General features: G+C 41.5%; 21 protein-coding genes and 1 other annotated feature. Of the genes, 8 read left to right on the top strand and 13 right to left on the bottom strand.

Going from position 1 to position 25,458, the window contains the following annotated elements; all coding sequences use genetic code 11:
- Positions 1-69: 69 nt before the first annotated feature.
- Entirely contained in the window at positions 70-804 is a 735-nt protein-coding gene (btsR, locus tag ACN0T8_RS08280) for a two-component system response regulator BtsR (protein ID WP_417880159.1), read from the bottom strand.
- A gap of 10 nt (positions 805-814) precedes the next feature.
- Positions 815-2,494, bottom strand: a complete 1,680-nt coding sequence (locus ACN0T8_RS08275; RefSeq protein WP_417880158.1) for a LytS/YhcK type 5TM receptor domain-containing protein — start codon at positions 2,492-2,494, stop codon at positions 815-817.
- A gap of 210 nt (positions 2,495-2,704) precedes the next feature.
- Between ACN0T8_RS08275 and ACN0T8_RS08270 the strand changes: the two genes are divergently transcribed.
- Positions 2,705-3,778 carry a 3-deoxy-7-phosphoheptulonate synthase gene (locus tag ACN0T8_RS08270; RefSeq protein WP_417880157.1) on the top strand — a complete coding sequence of 358 codons (1,074 nt, stop codon included), beginning with the start codon at positions 2,705-2,707 and terminating at the stop codon, positions 3,776-3,778.
- A 173-nt stretch (positions 3,779-3,951) separates the two neighbouring features.
- Positions 3,952-5,082, top strand: coding sequence for a bifunctional chorismate mutase/prephenate dehydrogenase (tyrA, locus tag ACN0T8_RS08265; RefSeq protein WP_417880156.1), 1,131 nt, complete (start codon positions 3,952-3,954; stop codon positions 5,080-5,082).
- A gap of 122 nt (positions 5,083-5,204) precedes the next feature.
- On the opposite strand, the gene ACN0T8_RS08260 is transcribed toward tyrA, so the two are convergent.
- Both ACN0T8_RS08260 and ettA read right to left on the bottom strand, forming a co-directional pair.
- Entirely contained in the window at positions 5,205-6,275 is a 1,071-nt protein-coding gene (locus ACN0T8_RS08260) for a M23 family metallopeptidase (RefSeq protein WP_417880155.1), read from the bottom strand.
- 249 nt (positions 6,276-6,524) lie between these two features.
- On the bottom strand, positions 6,525-8,192 hold the full coding sequence (gene ettA / locus ACN0T8_RS08255) for an energy-dependent translational throttle protein EttA (RefSeq protein WP_417880154.1): 1,668 nt from the start codon (positions 8,190-8,192) through the stop codon (positions 6,525-6,527).
- 214 nt (positions 8,193-8,406) lie between these two features.
- On the opposite strand from ettA, the gene ACN0T8_RS08250 reads away from it, so the two are divergent.
- Both ACN0T8_RS08250 and trpR read left to right on the top strand, forming a co-directional pair.
- Positions 8,407-10,401, top strand: a complete 1,995-nt coding sequence (locus ACN0T8_RS08250; RefSeq protein ID WP_417880153.1) for a transglycosylase SLT domain-containing protein — start codon at positions 8,407-8,409, stop codon at positions 10,399-10,401.
- A gap of 4 nt (positions 10,402-10,405) precedes the next feature.
- Positions 10,406-10,744, top strand: a complete 339-nt coding sequence (trpR, locus tag ACN0T8_RS08245) for a trp operon repressor (RefSeq protein WP_417880152.1) — start codon at positions 10,406-10,408, stop codon at positions 10,742-10,744.
- Positions 10,745-10,757: 13 nt separating this feature from the next.
- On the opposite strand, the gene yjjX is transcribed toward trpR, so the two are convergent.
- The 4 genes from yjjX to ACN0T8_RS08225 all read right to left on the bottom strand — a co-directional run bounded on the left by yjjX (position 10,758) and on the right by ACN0T8_RS08225 (position 14,214).
- Positions 10,758-11,303: an inosine/xanthosine triphosphatase gene (gene yjjX, locus ACN0T8_RS08240; protein WP_417880151.1), complete on the bottom strand. Its 546-nt coding sequence runs from the start codon at positions 11,301-11,303 to the stop codon at positions 10,758-10,760.
- Entirely contained in the window at positions 11,304-12,524 is a 1,221-nt protein-coding gene (pheA, locus tag ACN0T8_RS08235) for a prephenate dehydratase (protein WP_417880150.1), read from the bottom strand. It lies immediately after the preceding gene.
- Between the two features lie 11 nt (positions 12,525-12,535).
- Positions 12,536-12,656, bottom strand: a sequence feature (Phe leader region).
- Positions 12,657-12,766: 110 nt separating this feature from the next.
- Entirely contained in the window at positions 12,767-13,105 is a 339-nt protein-coding gene (hpf, locus tag ACN0T8_RS08230; RefSeq protein ID WP_417880149.1) for a ribosome hibernation-promoting factor, HPF/YfiA family, read from the bottom strand.
- A 380-nt stretch (positions 13,106-13,485) separates the two neighbouring features.
- Positions 13,486-14,214, bottom strand: coding sequence for an outer membrane protein assembly factor BamD (locus ACN0T8_RS08225; RefSeq protein WP_417880148.1), 729 nt, complete (start codon positions 14,212-14,214; stop codon positions 13,486-13,488).
- A gap of 160 nt (positions 14,215-14,374) precedes the next feature.
- Between ACN0T8_RS08225 and rluD the strand changes: the two genes are divergently transcribed.
- From rluD to clpB, 3 genes are all read left to right on the top strand, one after another.
- Positions 14,375-15,346: a 23S rRNA pseudouridine(1911/1915/1917) synthase RluD gene (rluD, locus tag ACN0T8_RS08220; protein WP_417880147.1), complete on the top strand. Its 972-nt coding sequence runs from the start codon at positions 14,375-14,377 to the stop codon at positions 15,344-15,346.
- Between the two features lie 6 nt (positions 15,347-15,352).
- Positions 15,353-16,090, top strand: coding sequence for a peptidoglycan editing factor PgeF (gene pgeF, locus ACN0T8_RS08215; RefSeq protein WP_417880146.1), 738 nt, complete (start codon positions 15,353-15,355; stop codon positions 16,088-16,090).
- 98 nt (positions 16,091-16,188) lie between these two features.
- Positions 16,189-18,765, top strand: coding sequence for an ATP-dependent chaperone ClpB (gene clpB / locus ACN0T8_RS08210; protein WP_417880145.1), 2,577 nt, complete (start codon positions 16,189-16,191; stop codon positions 18,763-18,765).
- A 62-nt stretch (positions 18,766-18,827) separates the two neighbouring features.
- Here the strand turns inward: clpB and ACN0T8_RS08205 are convergent, their stop codons facing one another.
- The 5 genes from ACN0T8_RS08205 to ACN0T8_RS08185 all read right to left on the bottom strand — a co-directional run bounded on the left by ACN0T8_RS08205 (position 18,828) and on the right by ACN0T8_RS08185 (position 23,062).
- Positions 18,828-19,817, bottom strand: coding sequence for an isopenicillin N synthase family dioxygenase (locus ACN0T8_RS08205; RefSeq protein ID WP_417880144.1), 990 nt, complete (start codon positions 19,815-19,817; stop codon positions 18,828-18,830).
- A 116-nt stretch (positions 19,818-19,933) separates the two neighbouring features.
- A complete protein-coding gene (locus ACN0T8_RS08200) occupies positions 19,934-20,407 on the bottom strand; it encodes a nucleoside deaminase (protein ID WP_417880143.1) in 474 nt (157 codons plus the stop codon).
- A gap of 11 nt (positions 20,408-20,418) precedes the next feature.
- On the bottom strand, positions 20,419-21,192 hold the full coding sequence (locus ACN0T8_RS08195) for an ABC transporter permease (RefSeq protein WP_417880142.1): 774 nt from the start codon (positions 21,190-21,192) through the stop codon (positions 20,419-20,421).
- A 50-nt stretch (positions 21,193-21,242) separates the two neighbouring features.
- Complete coding sequence (locus tag ACN0T8_RS08190) at positions 21,243-22,058, bottom strand: ABC transporter ATP-binding protein (RefSeq protein WP_417880141.1); 816 nt, start codon at positions 22,056-22,058, stop codon at positions 21,243-21,245.
- Positions 22,055-23,062, bottom strand: coding sequence for an ABC transporter substrate-binding protein (locus ACN0T8_RS08185; RefSeq protein ID WP_417880140.1), 1,008 nt, complete (start codon positions 23,060-23,062; stop codon positions 22,055-22,057). The genes ACN0T8_RS08190 and ACN0T8_RS08185 overlap by 4 nt, the downstream gene beginning before the upstream one ends.
- 486 nt (positions 23,063-23,548) lie before the next feature.
- Here ACN0T8_RS08185 and ACN0T8_RS08180 point away from each other — a divergent pair, with 486 nt between their 5' ends.
- A complete protein-coding gene (locus ACN0T8_RS08180; RefSeq protein WP_417880139.1) occupies positions 23,549-24,901 on the top strand; it encodes an amidohydrolase family protein in 1,353 nt (450 codons plus the stop codon).
- Positions 24,902-25,458: the final 557 nt, after the last annotated feature.

Raw genomic sequence — 25,458 nt, 5'->3', positions numbered from 1 at the left:
CTACTCGTAACTACCATGCTCTTTCTAGCAGCGAAGCAAATCTAGGAACTCGTTACTAGGTACCTGTGTTTACACTATTCCCAACTCTTCTTTCAGTGGTTTTAAATAGCGACGGCTAATGGGAACTATTTGTCCACTTTGGGTAGTTACTTCGCCTAAACCGTTATCGAGTAGTTTGATCTCTTTGATTTTTTGTGTGTTGATCAAATACTGGCGATGGCAGCGTAATAACTCTGTTTTCTCTTCCAATGTTTTTAGTGTTAATTGGCTGGTGGCGGTTTGCTGGGCGGTTTGAATATGAACACCAGAAAGATCGCTAAATGCCGATTCGATCTCTTGTAATGAAATGATCATGATCCGGTTGTGGCCCATGCAAGGTACTTGTTGTAAGCGCTTTGGTGTCAGGGCTTCAATTTGGGCTTGAGTGTGTAATGCTTCTTTATTTTGTCCCGCTTTGAGCAAACGTTGAATGCTTTTCTCGAGTCGCTTAGGGTCGACCGGTTTTAGGAGGTAGTCAAAAGCATTATCTTCAAAAGCTTGAATGGCATATTGGTCAAATGCGGTGACAAAAATAACATGCGGCATGGTGTCGGGATCAAGCATACCGAGTAATTCAATGCCGCTGACTTGCGGCATTTGAATATCAACGAAAACGGCTTCAGGTTTTAAGCTATTGATTTGCTTTAAGCCTTCAATAGCATTACTCGCTTGGGCAATCACTTCTACCTGACCGGTTTCTTGTAATAGTTCGGTGAGCTCTTCACGAGCAAATAGTTCATCATCAATGACAATTGCAGTTAACATTGGCTATCCTTTATTGACCAATTTTTTCGTAAGGGATTACAAAACTCATGCGAGTAAATTGATCTTTATGACAATGGGTTTGCAAGGCGGCAGTTGGACCAAAATGGTTGGTCAAACGCTTATCAACAATTTCCATTCCCAAGCCTTCATGAGTGGGTTGTGGTGGAATAAAACTACCTGCATTATCTTCCACTACGATTCGATAACCGAGTGAATTTTGTTGGCTTACAATGCGGATTTTACCACCTTCCAGTTTATTCGAAACACCGTGTTTAATCGCATTTTCCACTAAAGGTTGTAGGGTAAAACTCGGTAATGATTTTTCAAGCAATGCCTCATCAATATTAATTTCTACTTCCAAGCGATCGGTAAAACGGGCTTTTTCAATGGTGAGATAGGCGTTCACATGTGCTAGTTCTTCTTTAAAGGTAACGGTTTCTATGTTCTGTTTTAAGTTGCTTCTAAAGAAGTGAGAAAGGTGTTGAATCAGTTCTCGTGCTTTATTGGGATCGCGACGAATAATTGCACTGATAGTATTGAGCGCATTAAATAAAAAGTGCGGGTTTACTTGAGCTTGTAATAATTTAATTTCAGCCTGACTCAATAATGCTTGTTGACGCTTAAAATCGTTATACAGAATTTGGCTCGAGAGTAGTTGCGCAATCCCTTCTCCCATTGAACGGTTAATATTAGACAGCAGTTTACGTTTCGGTTCATAAAGTTTAATTGTTCCAATCACTTCTTTACCGACTCTTAATGGGATCACTAAAACAGAACCTAGTTTACAGCTTGATGATAGTGAGCACTGGTAAGGCGCTTCTCGTCCATCGAGGTACATCACTCTGTTTTGTTCCATCGCTTGAATGGTGCAATCAGAAGAGATCGGCGTATTCGGTTTATGGTGATCATCGCCAAGGCCGATAAAAGCTAAGATCTTATCTTTATCAGTAATAGCTACCGCACCTACATTGGTTTCCTCATAAATAATTCGAACAATTTTTTTTGCATTGGTTGAATTAAAGCCTGAACTCCAAATTCCGACACTGCGCTCAGCAATAGTTAATGCACGACGAGAAAAAGTGGCCGAGTATTTCTCATAGATGGTTTTTCGATCCTGCAAGATGCTGACAAACAGTGCTGCGCCCACACAATTAGCAATGATCATTGGTGCAGCAATATTGGACACAAGGGCATAAGCTTGATCAAATGGTTTGGCGACGGAGATGATGATCAGCATTTGGGCTGCTTCGGCAACAAAAGTAATCGACAATACAATGATCGGATTAAATAGTTGTTCAGTTTTGTCTTTTTTTACTAGATAAAGGTGTAGTAGTCCGCCAATTAACCCTTCTGCGGTGGTTGAAATAGCACAAGCTATATCGGTGAATCCACCTAAACTATAACGATGAATTCCACCAGTAAAGCCTACTGCAAAGCCAACAATTGGGCCGCCAAATAGTCCACCCATCACTGCGCCAATAGCTCGAGTATTGGCTATAGCATCATTGATATGTAAACCAAAGTAGGTTCCCATTATGCAAAATAATGAGAATAAAACATAGCAACTGAACTTATGAGATAAGCGAGAGGAAATGTTCAACATTGGTAAAAAGATCGGCGTTTTACTGAGCATGTAGGCTAACACTAGGTAGACGCACATTTGTTGAAGTAGAGAAAGTATTAAGTCCATAGTACCTTTATAGCTCATAGGCTAAAGTAAATGATATTGCCTTTATGTAAAATTAAAATTACATGTGTTTATTTTGCTTTACAGTTCTAGGTGTTGTAGTTTTCAGGATAGTGATGCTTGCAAAGTTAGTTAATACTGTTAATTTGGATTTATCAAGCACTGAGAGTTGACTCAGATATACGGTGTATTAAATTTTTTACAGGTGACATTATGTACAAAAGCGAATTAAGCAATATCAATATCAGCGATGAACAAGTCATTATCACGCCGAATGAATTAAAAAACAAAATTCCATTAAGCGAGAATGCTCGTCAGTTTATCCAATCATCACGTCAAACTATTTCTAACATTATACATAAGAAAGATCACCGTTTGCTTGTTGTTTGTGGTCCGTGTTCAATTCATGACATCGATGCAGCTAAAGAATACGCAAAACGTCTTAAAGCATTATCAGCTCAACTGGATGATCAAATTTACCTAGTGATGCGTGTTTACTTTGAAAAGCCACGTACTACTGTTGGTTGGAAAGGTCTGATTAACGATCCGCATTTGGATAATTCATTCGATATTGAACAAGGCCTGCATATTGCTCGTCAGCTATTGGTTGATTTAGCCGAAATGGAAATTCCATTAGCGACAGAAGCGCTGGATCCAATCAGTCCTCAATACCTTGGCGATACATTTAGCTGGGCTGCAATAGGCGCGCGTACTACCGAGTCTCAAACTCACCGTGAAATGGCCAGTGGCTTATCGGTTCCGGTTGGTTTTAAAAATGGCACCGATGGCAGTTTAAGTACGGCCATTAATGCGATGCAAGCCGCTTCTTCTAGCCACCGTTTTATGGGCATTGATAGTGATGGTCAAGTCGCACTTCTGACAACCCAAGGTAATGGTAATGGTCATGTGATTCTACGTGGCGGCAAGCAAACCAACTACGATTCAGTGTCGGTGAATGAGTGTGAACAAGAGATGGCGAAACATGGGTTAGATGCCGCACTGATGGTTGATTGTAGTCATGCCAACTCACGTAAAGATTATCGTCGTCAGCCATTAGTGGCAGAAGATGTGATTCATCAAATTCGCGAAGGCAATAAGTCGATTATTGGTCTAATGATTGAAAGCCATATTAATGAAGGCAATCAAGGTTCTGATATTCCATTGTCTGAAATGCAATACGGGGTATCGATTACCGATGCTTGTATTAGTTGGGAGACTACCGAAACCTTGTTACGTCATGCACATAAAGAATTAGTTCCGTTTTTACAAAAGCGCTTAAAAGGGTAGAGTAGAGGGTTCAAAAGGAATTAAGTGCTATCCCCTGCGTACTTGAAGCTGCAGCATTGTTAACGGTGTCATTGGCCCCAATCTATAGGTAACCTATGGGATATGGACCTCATTCACTTGTCGTCTCACTGCAACTTCAGTTACTTTGGGTATTATGAAGTTAGGAAAAATAAATGGCCGTTGAATTAAATGAATTAAGAGACCAAATTGACGCTGTGGACAAACAAATCGTTGATCTTCTGGCTCAACGTTTGTCTTTGGTAGAAAAGGTCGGTGAAGTAAAAAGCAAACATGGTTTACCGATTTACGCACCGGATCGTGAAGCAGCGATGTTGGCTTCTCGTCGTGAAGAAGCGGAAAAACGTGGCGTTCCACCGCAACTTATTGAAGATATTCTGCGCCGCACCATGCGTGAGTCTTACGCCAGTGAAAAAGATTCTGGCTTTAAGTGCCTCAACCCAGAATTGCGATCTATTGTGATTGTGGGTGGTAATGGTCAGCTCGGCGGCTTATTTAAGCGTATGTTTGAGCTTTCTGGCTATCAGGTGAAAATCTTAGGTAGTCAAGATTGGGAGAATGCAGAAGAAATCGTTAAAGATGCAGGAATGGTCGTAGTTAGCGTGCCAATTCACCTAACTGATTCGGTAATAAAAAAACTTCCGGCATTACCAAGCGACTGCATTCTATGTGATTTAACTTCGATTAAAGCCGAACCACTCTCGGCAATGCTCGAAGCGCATGCTGGTCCAGTGGTTGGTTTACACCCGATGTTTGGCCCAGATATTCCAAGCATGGCAAAACAGGTAATTATTTGTAGTGAGGGGCGCCAACCGGAAGCTTATCAATGGTTGCTCAATCAATTTGAAATTTGGGGGGCGAGTATTTGTGAGATTGATGCTGAAGAGCATGATGACGGCATGACTTTAATTCAAGCGCTGCGTCACTTCACGTCATTTGCTTATGGCTCGCACCTATCTAAAGAGAACCCAAATCTTGATACTTTAGTGCAGCTAAGTTCTCCTATTTATCGTTTAGAGTTAGCGATGGTCGGTCGTCTGTTTGCGCAGGATCCTGATTTGTACGGCGATATTATTATGTCGTCACAACGCAATATCGATATGATCAAACGCTTCCATCAACGTTTTGGCGAAGCCATTGAGATTTTAGATCATCGTAATAAAGCTGAATTTGTGAAGCAGTTTAATTCGGTATCAGAATGGTATGGATACTACTCTCAGCAATTTATGCGTGAAAGCCAAAACTTGTTAAAACAAGCGAATGATGCCATGCATCGCGGCAAGTAATTATCCCCGTTGTACCTGAGCTGCCACTTGTTGCCGACGTTTATTTACTTGTCGCCTCACTGTTATTCAATTACTTTGGGTATGAATTTCTTGAGCCTTCTCTTATCGATAGAGAAGGCTCTTTATTCTTCTACGGTTACCCATCCACCTTCTTCAATCCCAAAATCTTGTAATCTTTCTTTTCTCTTTATTTTATCTTGTCTGGTGAGTTTACTGGGTTGGTTTGCAATGTCATTGATGGGTTGTTTAGTACTCATTGCCAAGAGTAGTTGCAAATTAATTGTGCGATTAAGCTGCTTAACTAGGCTTGCCCAAGGCACGTATGATTGTTTCTTAAATAGCTGTTCGATGTTTTCGGGTTGCCATCGCATAAAATCTTGTGGATCTAAGGTTTTACCAATAAAGCGAACTTCATAGTGCAAATGTGGACCTGTTGAGTTACCACTAGTGCCACAAAACCCGACTCGGTCACCTTTCTCTACAAATTGTCCCGGCTTGACTGCAAATTGGTTTAAATGAGCATAGAGAGTGGCAAAGCCCAAGCCATGACGAATCTTTAATAAGTTTCCATAACCTTGGTTGCTGGCGCGGGTCATTTCAACCACGCCATCGGCGGTGGCAAAAATAGGAGTACCAAGAGGGCAGGTTAAATCTATACCTAGGTGTCGTTTCCATTTACCGCTAATGGGGTGTAGTCGGTCTCCGTAAGGCGAAGAGATCCGTCGATAGTTGACCGGAATATCATTGGGGATTATGCGAAACAAGCTGGCTTCAATAGCTGGTGGGAGGGGGAAGTTGATTTGTTGTGAATTGTCTATTATTGCGAGAGCTTGTTCTAAGTTGATTCCAGTGGGGGCGATTGAAACATCGTTTAGATTATCAATTTGATCATGATCTTGTTTTTGCAAAGCTTCTTGCAGGTTTTGATTGGTGACAAGTTGTTGTTGGTACTGTTTTTTATAGAGTTGTAATTCTTGGTTGAGAATATCGAGTTCATTTCGGCTGTTTTGCCACTGGGTGATTGCTACCCATGTGATTGAAAATAAAAATAGGATAGTAATGATAGAGAATGTTTTGAATAGCTTTTGGCCTATCATGTGCTTAAAGAACATCATAGGCCAAATACTCTGTTCGTGCTTGGCGGTAATGTGAGAGTGTAGGTTGTTCGGCAATGTGGAATCTAAGTCAGACATAAAGCACACAAGGTTAAAAATCTGGAAAGCTTATGGTCTACAGTAATTTGTGGAATGGGAAAAGGTTGGGCTAAATTAGGCGATAAAATTTACAGCGCTGTTCTCATTTTGAGGTGAGAAAACCAATTCGAAAATATAATCAGCAGAAAAAATAAAGCCATCACATAGAGCAATGGCTTTAGTGGTTGGTATCAGTCAGGCTACATGCTTATTTAGCGTATGTTTACCTATCTACAACTAGCGGTATGACTACTTAGTTACACGTTTATACTTGATGCGGTGAGGTTCAGCAGCCGCTGCACCTAAGGTTTGTTTCAACCATTCGCTGTACTCAGTGTAGTTACCTTCGTAGAAGTTTACTTGGCCTTCATCGCGGTAATCAAGAATATGTGTTGCGATACGGTCTAGGAACCAACGGTCATGCGAGATAACCATGGCACAACCTGGGAATTCAAGTAACGCTTCTTCAAGAGCACGAAGCGTTTCAACGTCCAAGTCATTGGTCGGCTCATCGAGTAGTAATACGTTACCGCCCGCTTTAAGTAGCTTCGCTAAGTGAACACGGTTACGTTCACCACCAGAAAGCTCACCAATGCGTTTTTGCTGATCAACACCACGGAAGTTAAAGCGAGAGCAGTAAGCGCGCGCTGGAATTTCGAAGTTGTTGATCTTGATGATATCAGCGCCTTCCGAGATTTCTTGGAAAACCGTGTTGCTATCATTCATGCTGTCGCGGAACTGATCAACGGAAGCTAGTTTCACCGTTTCGCCTAATTCAATAGTGCCAGAATCTGGTTGCTCAGTACCACTTAGCATTTTGAATAGTGTTGATTTACCTGCACCGTTGGCACCAACGATACCGACGATGGCACCTTTGGGCATGCTGAAAGATAAATTATCAATCAAAACACGATCGCCAAATGACTTGGTTAGGTTGTTAACTTCAAGAACCTTATCACCTAAACGCTCACCCGGCGGAATAAATAACTCATTGGTTTCATTTCGTTTTTGATGGTCAGATTTGTTTAGTTCTTCAAAGCGCGCCATACGAGCTTTTGACTTCGCCTGACGACCTTTTGGATTTTGGCGAACCCACTCTAGCTCTTTCTCAATCGTTTTCTTACGAGCATTTTCAGACGAAGCTTCTTGTGCTAAACGCTCATCTTTTTGCTCTAGCCATGAGGTGTAGTTGCCTTCCCATGGAATACCTTCACCACGGTCAAGTTCTAAAATCCATCCTGCTGCATTATCTAGGAAGTAACGGTCGTGGGTAATCGCCACCACAGTACCGCTATAATCAACTAGGAAGTGCTCAAGCCAAGCTACCGATTCCGCATCCAAGTGGTTGGTTGGCTCATCAAGTAGTAACATGTCAGGTTTTTCAAGTAGTAGACGACAAATTGCTACACGGCGACGCTCACCACCAGAAAGATGTTCAATTTTGGCATCCCATTCCGGAAGACGAAGCGCATCTGCGGCACGCTCTAGAGCATTTTGTAGATTGTGACCATCTTTAGCTTGAATTAATGCTTCTAGTTCGCCTTGTTCTTTTGCCAGCGCATCAAAGTCAGCATCAGGTTCTGCGTAGGCTGCGTAAACCGCATCAATTCGTTTTAATGCATCCGCGACATCGGCTACCGCTTCTTCTACAATTTCACGTACGGTTTTTGATTCATCCAGTACTGGTTCTTGGGGAAGGTAACCAACATTTAAACCTGGTTGAGGGCGCGCTTCGCCATCAATATCGGTATCAATACCAGCCATTATGCGAAGTAGGGTCGATTTACCTGCGCCGTTTAGGCCGAGGACACCAATTTTGGCACCAGGAAAAAAGCTTAGTGAGATATCTTTCAATATTTGACGTTTCGGTGGCACAATTTTGCTCACACGAGACATGGTATAGACGTATTCAGCCATAGCCGCTCGGATCCTATTCTTTAGAATAAATTGAAAACCTTAGTTTACTCTTTCTCACGTAAGATTCACACTAGAGGAGTGTAAACAAGGGTATTATGCTTATCTAATGAGTTGGCTTTTATGGAAAGTAGCAATTAATTCAACTCATTAAAATTTATCAATATTTATCATTTCACGTTATTTGTGAATTCATCATCAGGGAAGTTTCAAATTCATGCTGGATTGTAAAAAGACTTTATTTCTCTGTGTTGTATCGGTGAGTGGTACGTTACCGGCCGCTTATGTTACTGCTCAGTCTATTAGTGCTACTCATGTGAAAGAGTCTAAAATTACTGATTCAACAGAGAAAAAATTATCACCGCTTGAGCTTCAAAGACAGATTTATGAGCAAGCTCAAGACTTACTCGATAAAGACGATGTGCAAGCCTATCAAGAGCTTCGTCCGCAAATTGCTAACTATCCGTTAACCCCTTATGTGGATTACCGAGTTTTTCTGACCGATATCGAACATCGAACTCCTGAAGAGGTGAATAGCTTTACTGAAAAGTACCAATCTTTTCCGTTTTCAGCTCGCATAAGGGCCAATTACCTTGATGCGTTAGCCAAAACCAATCAATGGAAATTATTGACGGAATATCAAACCGAAGAGCCTAAAGATCAACGGTATCGCTGCCACTACTATTTTGCTAAGTGGACGCAAGGTGAAAAAGAGCAAGCTTATAAAGGCGCGGAAGATTTATGGCTAACTGGAAGCAGTGTGTCTCCGGCTTGTGATCCTTTGTTTGATGAGTGGGCGAAAGCTGGTTTACGTAGTGATGAGATCATTTTGCAGCGCATGTTACTCGGCTTCAAATCTAGCAATTCACGCTTATTCAAATACCTAGATAATTTACTGACGAGCGATCAAGCTAAGCGTCAATCGAAAGAGCTCCAAGCTTTATATGCTGACCCAAGTAACGTATTAGATTTCAGCAAAAAATCAAAAATCACACCATTTAACCAGCAGTTAACCGAATATGCATTTAGACAATTAATTCGTAAAGATACCGCTAAAGCGGTGGAAGATTACGATCAGGTAGTCAAAGGTCAAAAGCTCTCGAAATCTGCGCAGGTTGAGTTATCTAACTACGCCAGTGCTTGGTTAATGAATACTCGTTCAAGTAAGTTAGCCAAATGGCGCGATCAAATGCTGAGTAAGCAAGGGTTAACCAATCGTCTTGAACGACGTGCTCGTATTGCAATCCAAAATGGTGACTGGAATGATTTGTCTCTCTGGATCAGAAAGTTACCGAAAAAAGATCAGGAAAGCTTGCGTTGGCAGTATTGGTTAGCGCGAGTGGAGTTTGCTCAAGGAAAAGATAAACAAGCGACTCAACGTCTAAAGAAGATATTAGGTCAGCGTAATTTTTATAGTGCTGCGGCAGCAGAGTTACTTGGTGAGCCAATTCGCTATCAAAGTAAGATCTTAAATGAAAAATTACCTGACATTTCTAAAAACCAAGTCGCGCTAGATCGCATCGGTGAAATGATCGCAGTCGATAAAATTTATGCGGCAAAAAGTGAATGGCGTTGGTTGTTATGGCACAGTACCAAAAGCGAAAAGAAAGCATTAGTGAAATATGCTGCCAATAAGCGTTGGCATAACTTTACAGTTGTGGCGACGATTGAAGCGAAGATGTGGGATTATATTAGTTTACGTTTTCCAATTGCTCATCGCTGGTGGTTTGACTTTTATGGTAAGAAAAATAATATTCCACTCATTACTTTAATGTCATTATCTCGCCAAGAAAGTGCTTTGGATATCGAAGCTCGCTCTCCCGTTGGCGCGAGAGGGATTATGCAAATTATGCCGACAACTGCTCAGCATACCGCTGATATCTATAATTTAGAATATAACGATAGTGATGAGTTGTATGATATTCAAAAGAACATTGAGATTGGCAGTTCTTATCTTGGTGGATTACTGGATGACTTTAATCACAATAGAATTTTTGCCTTTGCCGCTTATAATGCCGGACCGCACCGCGTGAAGCAGTGGCGCGCACGTACCAATCAAAGTATTGATGCTTACTCATTTATTGAGGCGATTCCTTTTGATGAAACACGTGGTTATGTACAAAATATTCTAATGTTTGAAACCTATTATCGAAACTTACTTGGTCAGGATGGAGCATTCTTAACTCCTCAAGAAGTAAAGGAAAAATATTAATCTGATGGATAAATCAAAGCAGCAAATCCATAATGATGAATCGGCACCCGAATTTGCTAACTGGCAAGATGTATTGACGCTACTGGAGCATTCTTGTCAGCAAGAGCAGTTGGATTTTCTACTGTCGATGTTATTGACCTATGATGAGCGAGAAGCCTTGTTAGCTCGAATGAATATATTACATGAGCTGATTAAAGGTGAGCGCTCTCAGCGTCAAGTTAGTCAAATGCTAGGGGTTGGTGTGGCGACGATTACTCGTGGTTCCTCTGAGCTGAAAAAGCTTCAACCAGAACAAAAGCAGCAACTGCAAGCGATGTTACAAGCTGCTGTGGATAAGGCTTAACTATCGCAATAGTTTAAAGTGGGAAGTGTTCGGTATTTAAAAATGGAATTAATGCCAATACTAACGCTTGATGATAAACCGAACTTCTGGTCAATTGGTGGTGTGTTAGCAAGCCTATCGCGCCACCTTTTTGTTTGATGTTGTTGGTCACAAAGATCTCATCCATAACATGACCAAGCTCTTTGCCTTGTTTTACCTTCTCAAGCACTACAGGCGGCAGCATTAAACAAGCCGAGCGTGATTCGCCGCGTTGTATTTTTCCTACACTAGGGTTACTTTCGATAATCATCCAAGCGTAAGTAAACGGTTCTGCAATTCCCGCTTCTAATCCAACATAAAAATCGCCATCCGGGATTGCCGTTTGAGCATTGTGTACTCGGTTTAGAGCACCTTGTTTAGTTTCCTGATCATTCATTGGTTGATCCGGCACTTCACTGGCGACCGACACCCCTTCAAATAGAAATTCAGTCTCAGGAAAACAGGCTGTAAAAGCGCTTTCCACGGCTGTTATTTTGGCTGGATTTAACGAGGCGACTACTACCTTTTTACTGCTTTTCATTTAGCCTTCCAGTTTGACTTGAGTCGGTTTGATATTTTCGATTGGGTAGCAACCTAACACTTTCAAGTGACGAGTGATTTTAGTTAGTTCGCTGATCGATTGTTGCATTTCGACTGAATCTAAATGTGCTTCTAAATCGACATAGAACATTTCTTCCCATGGATTGCCCATGATTGGGCGTGACTCTAGTTTCGTTATATTAATACCGTAGCGTTGCAGCACTAACAAAGTCTGCACTAGAGATCCTGCTTCTTGGGAGGTCGACATGATCAGCGTGGTTTTGGCTGGGATTTGAGTCGATACTTCGATTGGCTTACGCGCCACGATAATAAAGCGTGTGTGGTTTTCGGTTTGATTAGCAATGTTTTCTTTCACGACTTGTAAGCCGTAAAGTTTGCCTGTGGTTGAATTACCAATTGCCGCGACATCTGGACGGTTAAGCTCTTTAACTTTTTGCATCGCATCCGCAGTACTGACACATGATTCTAATGAAATATCATCTAAGCGACTTAAAAACTCACTGCATTGTTGGTGCGGTTGAGGGTGAGAGTAAAGTATTTTGATGTCTTCTAGGCGCATTTCTTGTGGCGCTAATAAGCAATGTTCAATGGGCAATGTCAACTCACCGACAATGTATAGCGTCGTATGCTGCAATAGGTCATACACTTCATTGATGGAACCTGAACTGGTGTTTTCAATAGGTAGCACGCCGAAATCAGCATGACCAGATTCAACAATTGAGGTCACTTCTTGAAAATGCTTGCAGTTAAGTTCAATCAGTTCTGTATTTTTACGGCTGAAATATTCAAGGCTAGCAAGGTGCGAATAAGAGCCTTTTGAACCTAAGAAGGCAACACGAGCTAACGGTTTCCGGCTTTCTTGTGGGTTGGCTAGGTTCTGTAGGTAAGCCTGTTGTAGTAGTACCGAATCTTCAATGATAGTGTGAAAAATTTTGGTGATGTAAGGTGCATCGAGTTGATATTTATCTTTACCATTATTGATTAGTTTGACCAGTAGCTCTTGCTCACGTTGTGCGTCACGAATAGGCTTGGCCGTTTCAACTTTACTTTTGGCGACATCTAAGCTTAATGCTCGGCGCTCAGATAATATCTTTAGCAGTTGATCATCGAGTTCATTTAAGCGAAGTCGAATCCTTTCTAAGGATAGGTGAGGTTGAGAATTGCTGGTATTCGGTGAAGAAGAACTGTGCTGCTTGGTCATGTGTATTTCCTATAAAAAAGCCTCCCAGAGTGGGAGGCTTTCTGTCCGTTTTTGGCTTATTTTTAAAACGACATCTAGCCCCACCGATTAGGATGGAAAAAAGAAGCCAAAAAAGAACAGAGTAGATGAATGCATAGTATTAATTCCTTTGGGTGAGACAGTACCATAAGCAAGCGCAAGGAAAGCGTCAAGCAAAAAAATGGCGCTCAATTGAGCGCCATACTATTCATGTCTGTTGAGTCTTAAATTTCTTCTGGTTCTTCTTCTAATTTTGGTTTTTCTGCCTGAGCACGTTTTGCTTCAGGTTTATGGCTTAGCTTATTAAGTTGTCGTTCGAGTTTTTGCTCTACCTCATTAATAGCTTTATATAAATCTTCATTGGATGCGGAAGCAACCAGGTGTCCTTTTGATGTGTTAATTGTGGCTTCAATCTTCTGTTGTTTACCTGGTTCGGTGCTAATAGTAGCATGACAGACAATTAGATCAGTTTGCCATTTTTCTAGTTTTTTAAATTTCGCCTCAATATGGTCACGGATGGAAGAGGTCACTTCAATATTCTTACCAGTAATGTTTAGTTGCATAGGTTATTTATCCTCTTTTTCCTTGATTCGTTAACTTCAGGTTACTGTGTTGCGCTGAAATAAATGTGAGCAATGTCAATTTTTATAAGGAACTTATGAATTGATGAAGTAAATGTGATCGTAGACAAAAGCAAGTGATATTCGAGGTTGAAAAGGCTTGTTATTTGTCTGGATTTAAGTAGATTGAATGGAATGGCTACTAGAGATTAACGTTTTTAGGGACGCTGTTTGAGCCTGAAATTAGGGCGCTTATTTTATCGACACTTCTTTGCTGTACTACTCCTACTCAAATACTCACTTTTCGCTTTTTTAAAAACAAAAAAAGCAACCGAAGCTGCTTTTTCGTTGTTTCTCTATTTGATTACGCTTTCAGTATTCGACTACTTCTTTTTGTTAAGCTCGATCAGTTGTTCGGTACGCTTAACGGCATCATCTAACCCGAGTTCTTTATAGGCTTTTAACTGGATCTTTAATGAATCTCGCGCTGCAATGGTGTCAGGGTAGGTTTTTTGGATTTCTTGGCAGCGATTGATCGCTGCAATCCAAGCTTCGCGACGTAAATAAAAATCGGCAGACGATAGGTCATATTCCGCTAAACGGTTTTTTAATGAACTCAAACGAGCGCGCGAATCTGCTGCATATAAGCTATCAGGGTAACGTTCTAATAAACGTTTAAAATCAATAAAGGCGGCTTTTACTGGCTCAGGATCTCTATCGTAACGATCCATGTTAAATAGCGAGTGCATAAAGTTTGAATCTTGCGCCATGTGGGTTAGGCCACGCATGTATAATACCCAGTCAGAGCGTTCATGAGTTGGATTTAAACGAGTAAATCGCTCAATCGTGGCTAAAGTTAATGGGTAGTCACCATTTTTGTAGTAGGCAAAAATTAAATCTAACTGTACTTGATCTGAATACGGACCAAATGGGTAGCGAGAATCTAATGCTTCTAACTTTTTAATCGATTCAGTCCAACTGCCAGCTTGAAGGTCTTGCTGAGCTTGGGTGTAAAGATCCGATGGTGGAATGTCTGGTACTGCGTCTTTATTGTCAGCACAGCCAGCAAGAAAGAGTAGGGAAACTAGTCCCAAAAGGTATAGGTGTTTCATCGTGAGGAGAAAATTCCTTGAATTAAATTTATCGCGTCCGTTACTTCTTACAACTTAACAGATACAATGGTGAATAACACTATTTTACCAATAACGGTGAATAGCCCTATTTTATCCATATTAATGGATATTAGTCTCATGGTTTTTTAAAAAGTTCGATATGGCTCAGCAGATAACACGCACCGATACAATTAAAGATTCTCAATTAGGCCAACGCTTAGATCAAGCGATTGCCGAATTATTTTCAGAATTCTCACGATCACGCTTAAAAGAATGGTTGCTTGAAGGCAAGGTTCAAGTGGACGGTGAAGTCATTACTAAACCTCGTATCCGTGTCATGGGGGGAGAAGTGATTACTTTGTTAGCTGAACTTGAAGATGAAGAACGTTGGGAAGCTCAAGATATTCCACTCGATATCGTTTATGAAGACGATCATTTATTAGTGATTAACAAGCCGAGAGATTTTGTTGTTCACCCAGGTGCAGGAACGCCGGATGGTACGGTATTGAATGCATTGTTGCATCACTACCCTGCGATTGCTGAAGTACCTCGTGCGGGTATTGTGCACCGTTTAGATAAAGATACGACCGGTTTGATGGTAGTGGCCAAAACGGTTCAAACACAAACTCGCTTAGTTCGTGCCTTGCAAAAACGTAGAATTACTCGTGAATATGAAGCGATTATTCTTGGTAATATGACCGCGGGTGGCATGGTTGAAAAACCAATTGGTCGTCACTCAAGCAAGCGTACTTTAATGGCGGTGAATGAATTAGGTAAACCTGCAGTAACTCATTACCGTGTGGCCGAGCATTTCCGTGTTCATACTCGTATTCGTTTACGTCTTGAAACGGGTCGTACCCACCAAATCCGTGTTCATATGTCATATATTCAACATCCATTATTAGGTGATATTGCTTATGGTGGCCGTGCGCGTATTCCTAAAGGAGCTTCACCTGAACTAACGAATATGATTCGAAATTTTGATCGCCAAGCACTACACGCGGTCATGTTGAAGTTTGTTCACCCTGCAACGGGCGAAGAAATGAAGTTCCATGCGCCGATTCCGCATGACATGGTGGTGATGACTGAAGCATTGCGTCAAGATGCGAAAGAAAATTTCGAAGAGGAATAAGGTGAGATGAATAATATTGTTCTACCAAATTGGCCTGCGCCTAAAAACGTCAAAGCGTTTGGCTCTACTCGTTTGGGAGGAACATCAACTGGTATTTATCAAGGGTTAAATCTTGGTATGCACGTTAATGATGACAGCAATATTGTTCAGGCCAATCGTGATGAAATCGTGCAATTGCATAATATGCCGACATCACCAGTTTGGTTAAATCAAACCCACTCGACCAAGGTGGTTGAACTATCAAAGCCAACACAACAAGTGTTAGATGCCGATGGTTCAATCACGAGTCACAACAAAATTGTGTGCGCTGTAATGACAGCTGATTGCTTACCGGTTTTGTTAACCAACACCGATGGTACTCAGGTTGCAGCTGTTCATGCCGGTTGGCGTGGACTTGCCGGTGGTATTTTAGAAAATGCCGTTCAGCAGTTTACTAAGCCGAGCCAAGTGATGGCTTGGTTAGGTCCTGCAATTGGCCCAAGTGCATTTGAAGTGGGGGAAGATGTTTATCAAACATTCACCCTGCATGATAGTCATGCCCAGGATGCTTTCATTCAGCATCGGTCTCATTCCAACAAGTGGTTGGCTGATATGTCGATTTTGGCAACTCAACGATTAAATCAAGCTGGAGTTGAGCAAGTGTTTGCTAGCCAACGTTGCACTTTTTCTGAACCAGAAAGCTTCTATTCTTATCGCCGAGATGGCATAACAGGCAGACAAGCGACCTTTATTTGGATTGAATAAATAGAGTAATTCACTTTTTCTACTTGAAAAGATCCTTCCTAGCATCCATTTATAAGCCATAACTAATGTATCTCACTTTTTGATAGTGGAGGCTTATTATGCGTTTCGATAAATTTACCAGTAAATTCCAGCTTGCCATTTCTGATGCGCAATCTCTTGCGCTAGGCCGTGATCATCAATTCATCGAACCTATTCATTTAATGCAGGCATTGCTTAATCAAGATGGCAGCACTATTCGTCCTATTTTTACCATGCTAGGAATTGATGCCACTCAACTGCGATCTAAAGTTGCTCAAGAGTTGGATAAGTTACCTAAAGTTACTGGCATTGGTGGTGATGTTCAAGCTTCTAAGAGCTTAGGTAACTTACTGAACGTCTGCGATAAAATTGCTCAACAACGTAAAGACAGTTACATCTCTTCTGAGTTATTTTTGCTGGCAGCGGTAGAAGATAATGGTCCGCTAGGCAAAATGTTTAAAGAATTTGGTTTAAATAAAGCGAATGTCACTAAAGCGATTGATGAGATTCGTGGTGGACAAAATGTTGACGACCCGAACGCGGAAGAAAAACGTCAAGCCTTAGAAAAGTATACCATTGATTTAACCGAACGTGCTGAACAGGGCAAACTTGATCCTGTGATTGGGCGTGATGACGAAATTCGTCGAACCATTCAGGTGTTGCAACGTCGTACCAAAAACAACCCAGTATTGATTGGTCAACCGGGTGTTGGTAAAACCGCAATCGTTGAAGGTTTAGCTTTGCGTATCGTTAATAATGAGGTACCGGAAGGGTTACGTAATCGTCGTGTGCTTTCGTTAGATATGGGTGCGCTAATTGCTGGTGCGAAATATCGCGGTGAATTTGAAGAACGCCTAAAAGCGGTATTGAATGAACTGGCTCAAGAAGATGGTAATGTGATTTTGTTCATCGATGAATTGCATACCATGGTGGGCGCTGGTAAAGGTGAAGGCTCGATGGATGCCGGTAATATGTTGAAACCTGCTTTGGCTCGCGGTGAGCTTCACTGTGTGGGAGCGACGACGTTAGATGAATATCGTCAATATGTCGAAAAAGATCCTGCTCTAGAGCGTCGTTTTCAAAAAGTGCTGGTGGATGAACCTACGGTTGAGGATACCATTGCGATTTTACGTGGTTTGAAAGAACGTTATGAGCTGCATCACCATGTTGAAATTACCGATCCCGCTATTGTGGCGGCAGCAAGTTTATCTAATCGTTATGTGTCGGATCGTCAGTTACCAGATAAAGCGATCGATTTAATTGATGAAGCGGCATCGAGCATTCGTATCCAAATGGATTCTAAACCAGAATCGATGGATCGTTTAGATCGTCGTATTATTCAATTAAAAATTGAACAGCAAGCATTGTTAAATGAAAGTGATGTGGCAAGTACCAAGCGCCTTGCCATTCTTAACCAAGAACTGGAAGAGAAAGAGCGTGAATACTCTGAGCTAGAAGAAGTGTGGAAAACTGAAAAAGCCTCACTTTCTGGTACTCAGCATATTAAAACTGAACTGGAACAAGCTCGATTGGATATGGATGTGGCTCGCCGTGCTGGTGACTTGCAACGAATGTCTGAGTTGCAATATGGCAAAATCCCAGAGTTAGAAAAGCAGTTGGAGAACGCCTCACAAGCCGAGAATATTGAGTTGACGTTACTTAAAAATCGCGTGACTGATGTTGAAATTGCTGAAGTGTTATCACGCCAAACCGGCATTCCAGTATCGAAAATGCTCGAAGCGGAGAAAGCTAAATTACTTTCGATGGAAACGGTGTTACATGAACGTGTGATTGGTCAGAAAGAAGCGGTAGATGTAGTATCGAACGCGATTCGTCGTAGTCGTGCTGGGCTGTCGGATCCGAATAAACCGATTGGTTCTTTCTTATTTTTAGGTCCAACCGGGGTAGGTAAAACAGAGCTATGTAAAACATTAGCAAACTTTATGTTTGATAGTGAAGAAGCCATGGTTCGGATCGATATGTCGGAGTTTATGGAGAAACATTCGGTGTCTCGTTTAGTCGGCGCACCTCCGGGGTATGTTGGCTACGAAGAAGGTGGTTACTTAACTGAAGCGGTCCGCCGTAAACCTTACTCGGTGATTTTACTTGATGAGGTAGAAAAAGCGCATCCAGATGTATTTAATATTTTATTACAAGTGTTAGATGATGGACGCTTAACTGATGGACAAGGCCGAACGGTAGACTTTAAAAATACCGTAGTGATCATGACATCCAACCTAGGCTCTGATCGTATTCAAGAAAAGGCGGCAACGTCAGATTATGAATCGATGAAAGCCGAAGTAATGGAGATCGTTAGTCAACACTTTAGACCTGAGTTCTTGAACCGCGTGGATGAAAGTGTCGTTTTCCATCCTCTAGGTCAAGAGCAAATCAAGTCAATTGCCTCGATTCAACTGGATCGCCTGCGTCAACGTCTGGCAGAAAAAGAGTATGAATTAGAGGTGAACGAAGATGTGTTGTCTTTAGTTGCGGCAGTTGGTTTTGACCCAGTTTATGGGGCTCGTCCACTGAAACGTGCGATCCAACAAATGGTTGAAAACCCGTTGGCTCGTTCGATACTGGCCGGGGAGTTAATTCCTGGACAGAAAGTATATTTAACGGTGAAAGAGGATGAGATCGTCGCTCATCAATCTTAATTAAATCGCCAAATCAAAGGGAGCAATGAGTTGCTCCCTTTTTTATTTGTTATCATTCAAACTTATTTCGAAAAATTGGCCTTAATTCTCATGTTCAAATACTCTTCGGCGGTCATTGCCTGATACTTTTTATTCGGTCCTTGAATCACCTGATCTTTATTGGCCTGACAGAAAAATGCCATGCTATAGCGTGAACCTTGATTTTCTTCAGGGTAGGGCATGCGAACGCGGTGCAATGTCGATTTCAATTTGTCATCACTCCAACGCATTAACATATCGCCAATATTACAAGTGATCACGCCAGCTTGTGGTTCTACATTACTCCAGACTTGTTGATGCTGAGAATCTTTTCCCGCGGCAACTTGCAACCCACCTTGATTCGGTTGTTGAAATACCATAGTCAAACAATCAAAATCAGTATGAGCACCCGCGCGCCAATGCTCTTCGCCTTGTGGTAGTTGCTTCATTGGTAAATAATGAAGCAGCCTTAATGTACTTTGATATTGCTCTGAACTCGGTTGGTGAACTTGAGTGAAAAAGTCGCGTTTAAATCCTAGCTTTTCAGCAAAGCATGACAATATATCCATACCAAGTTGCCAAGCTTGAGATTCAAAATTCAGCATGTCTTGCTGGAAACTGGCTAGGGGCGCTTGGTTTGGCCATATCCCTTTCATGTGAGGACGCGTGATTTGGTAGGATTCTTTTTGATCAGCTGTACCGGTGGAAGGGCGAACCTGCTGCTTGAATTCCCAGCCGGCATTTTTCCCCGGCTTTAGGCTTAATGGCTGTTTTTGTGATTGAGGAAGAGAGAACAATTGCTCACTAAGCTGAAAAGCGTGTTCAATATCCTCTAGAGCAATGGAATGGTTTTTAACTTGAAAGAAACCAATTTGGGTGGCGGCATGCCATAGTTCTTCTGTGACCTCAGCTCGGCGAGATTCAAATTGGCTCATATCAATGATGGGAATATTGCTATGTTCCGCATCAATGCCTTTTCTGCCGATGGTAGTTTCAAATTGCAGTTCATCCAGTGCGTAAGCTGTCGTTGTCATATTATTTCTCCAATAGTTAAGCCTGTGCTTAGTGATTGGAGCAATGTCCAGCAATGGTTACCCATTACAGACCGCTTCTACTCCTGTTGTGTTTATTCTGTTATGTATAAGAAGGTTTACCAAACCCCATCATGTATTCGTGCCGCTTGCTTTTCCATCAGTGGACCAATAATTTCCATTGGCCGTTGTCCTGCTGAAAAAACAGTGCGACAAGGGAGATCTAAGGTTGGGTTTTCAGGGTGATTACCGGTGATTTGTTTTAATCGATGTTCGCTTAATCCGTAAACCACTCTCCCTACGCCAGCCCAATAAATTGCTCCAGCACACATGGCGCAAGGCTCAGCAGAAATATACAGAGTGCAGTCTTTCAAATAATCAGGGCGATATTTTTGACTCGCTTCCGTCATGATTAATCGCTCAGCATGGCCAGTCATATCTTTATTTGGTAGATAGCCATTGATTTGTTCAAGCAGTACTTCGCCTTGAGCATTGACTAAAATTGCTGCAAAAGGATGAATGCCTTGTTGCTTAGCTTTTTCGGCTAAATCTAGACTTTGTTGTAAGTATTTTTTGTCTTGTTCTGGTGTCATGTGCTTGCTCCTTAATGGCTTTTATCTTGAGGTAAACTCCAAGCGAAGAAACCTTTTTGGATCCAATACGTGGATTTAAATAACAACATGCTTACTGCAGATAAAAACACTAAAGCTGCAAAAGCTTGTGGAATTTTGAAGTAAGAAGTTGAGAACTGAACGAAATAGCCTAAACCTTTTTCGGCGGCAACAAATTCTGAAATAACCGCACCAATCACCGACAACGTAATGGCGACTTTTATGCCACTAAAAATATGAGGAATGGCGTAAGGTAAACGGATCTGCCAGATGGTTTTCGCTCTTGATACATTTAGCGATTTGGATAACTCAATTAATTCGGGAGGGGTAGATAACATACCCGTAGTCGCAGAAACCACTAATGGGAAGAAGGTAATTAAGCAGGTAATGGCTAATCGAGGAGCATCACCAGTCCCTAAAATCACAATAAGTAGTGGCGCAATAGCAACCACAGGAGTTGATTGTACAATTACCAGTAGTGGGAAAACCGCTTTAGTTAAAAATTTGGAGCTGACCATCATGATCGCTAAAGGAATACTGACTAACAGCGATAAGCCAAAGCCTAATAATGCGATTCTTAATGTTGCCCAGAGATTATCGAGCCAGCGTTCAGCCGAGACTTGCATAAAAGCTTCTGCGATTGCTGACGGTGCTGGCAGTATGAAGTTAGGGATTTGAAATGCGCGGCAGATGATTTCCCAGATAGGAAGAATCGCCAACATTGCTAATAATGGAAGGCTATCTTTATAAAGTTTTTTTATAGACATACTATTTCCTTATAGTGACGTCGTATGAACAAAGAATATCGCTAGTTAGATTAGGCGACAGTCCTTATTTGAGAGATATTGCTTTCGTTTTCTTGCTGAGTTGAAGGGGGAGCATAAAAGTGCTCCCTGATTTTCCCTGTGTATTCAGCAAATAGTCGATGTTGAATGGTCTCGAGCGTTCGAGGGCGCGGCAGTTCGATATTGATTTCTTCAACCACAGTACTCGGACGCGGGCCCATCACTAATACTTTATCTGAAAGCAAAACCGCTTCAGAAATAGAGTGGGTAATAAATAACACCGTTTTAGGTCTTTCATTCCAAAGGCGTAGCAGCTCAAACCCCATTTCTTCACGTGTTAATGCATCAAGCGCAGAAAAAGGCTCATCCATAATTAAAATATCGGGGTCAAGTAATAATGCGCGGGCAATACCGACTCGTTGTTGCATACCGCCGGAAAGTTGATCCGGCATGCTGTTATGAAAATCTTTTAATCCCACTTTGTTGAGTAGCTGTTTAGCAAAATCACGTTCTTTATTAGTGATATGACCAAACTTATGTTTGAGTGGAAACAATACGTTTTCGATCACATTCTTCCACGGTAATAAGGTCGGCTTTTGAAAAACAATCCCTATATCTTCTCTAGGTTCGGTGACTTGGCGGCCAAATATTTCGACTTGGCCTTCGGTGGATTGCATTAGTCCGGAAAGCAATCTCAATAAAGTGGATTTACCACAACCAGAAGGACCAACGATCGAAATAAACTGATTCTTTTCAACATCAAAATTGACGTTGTTTAATACTTTTACCGAGCCATTGTCACTGTGGTAGGTGTGGCCAACTTGTTTGAAAGAAACAAAAGGATTCATGATTTACCTCCCGGCATAAAGTCACGAGAAATGGCGATCTCAGGATCAAACTTATTGACGTCGAGTTGTTGAGCTTCTGCTGTCCACTTCCAAGTTTCGGCAAGACGTTCAGGGGTAAAGGCACCGATGCCATCTTTATTACTGACTTCATTAATCACTAAGTCTTTAATCGATATTATGGTATCGGCAGCTTGTTGGGGGTCCACTTCGGGCACCATTTTATGAACATCTTGCGCGCTTTTATGAGGGTGTTCCCATGTATAGGCAACGGCTTTGGCATAAGCTTTGATAAAGCGTTTTGCGACCTCTGGTTTTTCAGCTAAGAAATGATCACTAGCAATAAGTGAAGATGAATAAAAATCTAACCCTGCATCATGCCAAGGTAGGATCTTCAATTTCTTTCCTACTGCTTTAGCTTGGCTTTGGTTTTTAACTGTGTCGGTGACCCAAGAGATCATTACATCTGATTTGCCAGTGATCAGCATTGGATTGAGTGCGCCTGGATCTGCTTTGGTGACTTTCACGCTGCTTTCATCAACATGGTTTTTACGCAGTAGTAGAGGTAAGAATACGTTAGCGGAAGTAAAAGGAGAGGTTGCCACACTTTTATTGGCAACATCTTTTACCGAGTTAATGCCTGAATCTTCTAATACATAAAAAGCATAAGGCGCTTTGCTGAAAACAGAATATATCGCTTTTACTGGCACATCATCATTGGCCTTGGCTACTAATAATGAAACGAGATCAGAAGACCCTATGTCTGCAGTACCAGTGGCAACTTTGGTGATAGCATCGGTTGAACCTTTACCTTGGCGAATGATGACATCAAGATCTTGCTCGGCAAAAAAACCTTGTTGAACGGCAACATAAACCGGCGCTTTATCTCCCCCCGGTAGCCAGTCGAGTTGGAAGTTGACTTTGTCCGCAGCCAAGACATTGACACTGGTGGATAGTGCAGCTGTGGTTAACGCTAAGTGGATGCATTGCTTGATTGAAAATTTCATTTGGTTCTCCTTTACTCAATATAATTCCATGTTGGCTTAATGATGATTCATATAGCACTTTGGCAATTTTTGGTAATGGTGAGCAATGTCCCGATGTTTTGCATCTAACCGCTTCTACTCACAGCTGTGGTTGTTACACATAGTTAATAGAGCAAACGTTATGCCAGATTCATATAAAAAATGGAAAATAGATTTATTGTTAGAAATAACATTTATTTAACAGCTAACTTTTTACTTTACCTTTATATCTAGGGAGAGTTTTGGTGCAGTGGATTGCGTTGAAAAAGTGCAGAATGTTAACTGTGCATTTATTTGGTGCAACAATTCTTATCTTGGACAATATAAAGCTATATATAGAGGGAATGACTTTCTGGCTTATTAATTGCTAGCTGAGTATGAATGTTATGTTGGATGAGTAGAAGCGGTTAGGTGCTTTAGCGCTGGGACATTGCTCATATCATGTCGAAAGATAGTGATGGAGTGATCATGAAATATCTAATTAAAAATGCACAAGGGATAGTAACGGAACAAGCGGCAACAGATATAAGGATAGAGGAGGGGGTAATAACGGAAATAGGCTCCGACCTTCTGCTACAAGAAGGCGAACAGCTGATTGATGCCAGCCAATGTGTGGTTTATCCCGGCTTCATCAATACCCACCATCATTTAGCTCAATCTATATTAAAAGGTATTCCTGCTGGACTAAACCAACCACTAGGTGATTGGCTTGTTAGTGTGCCTTATCAATATTGGCCTAAGATTACACCAGAAATCATGTACAGCGCAGCATGCCTTGGATTTTATGATTTAATTCGTTCTGGTGTGACAACTTGCGCGGACCACCATTATCTATATCACGCGAAGACCTCCCCTGAATTAGAAGCGGCAGTGTGGCAAGCGGCGGAAGATATGGGAATGCGCTTGGTACTTTGTCGAGGTGGTGCGACAACCAAAGGAACACACAAGGGACTCGCCAAGGCTGGGATTGAACCTGAATCTATCGATCTAATGTTACGCCGCCTGGATGATAGCTATAGTCTATATCATCAAAATAGTGATATGCCGATGCGACAGTTGGTGGTGGCACCCACGAGTCTAATCCACTCTTCTCCTACTGAAGATTTAAAACAGCTGTCGTTTTTTGCACGTCAACATAGCTTAAGAATGCACTCTCATCTATTAGAAGTGGAATTTGATCAGCAGCAGTCTCTATCTAAATATGGGAAAAGTGCTGTGGACTATGCCGCAGAATGTGAGTGGCTAGGTAATGACGTTTGGTTTGCCCATTTAGTTCAGGCTAACGAACAAGACATAAGAACACTGTCTGAAACAAAAACCGGTATATCACATTGCCCAACGTCTAATTGTCGATTGGGGAGCGGAATCGCCCCTATTATTGAAATGGAACAAGTAGGGATGAATATCAGCATAGGAGTCGATGGCTCGGCTTCTTCAGAATCGGGCTCTATGCTTCAAGAACTAAATCTAGCTTGGCTATTACATAGGGCAACTCATGGTGCTGTAAGTACGAGGATAGAAAATGTCGTTAAGTGGGGAACTCAAAATGGGGCTTCGCTATTAGGCTTGGATAAGGTTGGCAAAATAGAAGTAGGTTTCGCAGCTGATATTGTACTTTATGATTTAAACCAAGTGCGCTACCAAGGGTGTCATTCAACTTTATATGCGCCTATCTTATGTGGTGAGCCTGCCCAAATAAAACTAAGTATGATAAATGGCAATATGGTTTACCAAAATGAAAGCTGTTTAGTTGATAAAGAAAGACTGATAGCTAATGCTAAATCTGCATTTCGTGATTTACTCACTAAAGTAGGTAAGTGAGATGTATCTTATATTTTTTACTTTTTTGTGGAAAACCTGTGTGTTTGATCGGAGTAAATATGTATAAATAAAGGTTTGAGTGTAAAATGAGCATACGATGTTTATTTTTAATGTTTTTGATGAAAAGTGCTTGCCAAGATGAATCGGATCTCTATAATGCGACCTCACTGACACGGAGCACGCAGCCTAACGGCAGCAACGAGTCAGAGGTCAAAACCTTCTCGAAAAGGTTAGCAAAAAAAGTTTTAAAAAGTGTTTGACACGAACTTTTAAATCGCTAAAATGGCCGCCCTGTTCAACGAGACGCACTAAGCGATTTCAATAAGAACAACGCTCTTTAACAATTTAAACCTATCAATCTGTGTGGGCACTCGTTGATGATAATCAAAAAGATTTATCAATGAACTGAGTGACCAAATCGAGATTATCTTTCTTTTTATAAAGAACATAATCTTGGCACAGTCAATTCATTATCTTTCTGTTGGAAAGATAATAGCTTTAAATTACTTAGGTAGTTTGAAGTCAGTATTCATTGAGCCGGTCGAAAGACCAACAAA

The sequence above is a fragment of the Vibrio sp. genome (assembly GCF_048266485.1).
GTDB lineage: Bacteria > Pseudomonadota > Gammaproteobacteria > Enterobacterales > Vibrionaceae > Vibrio.
Note: the sequence above shows the minus strand (reverse complement) of the source record. Positions and strands in the feature narration are given on the sequence as shown.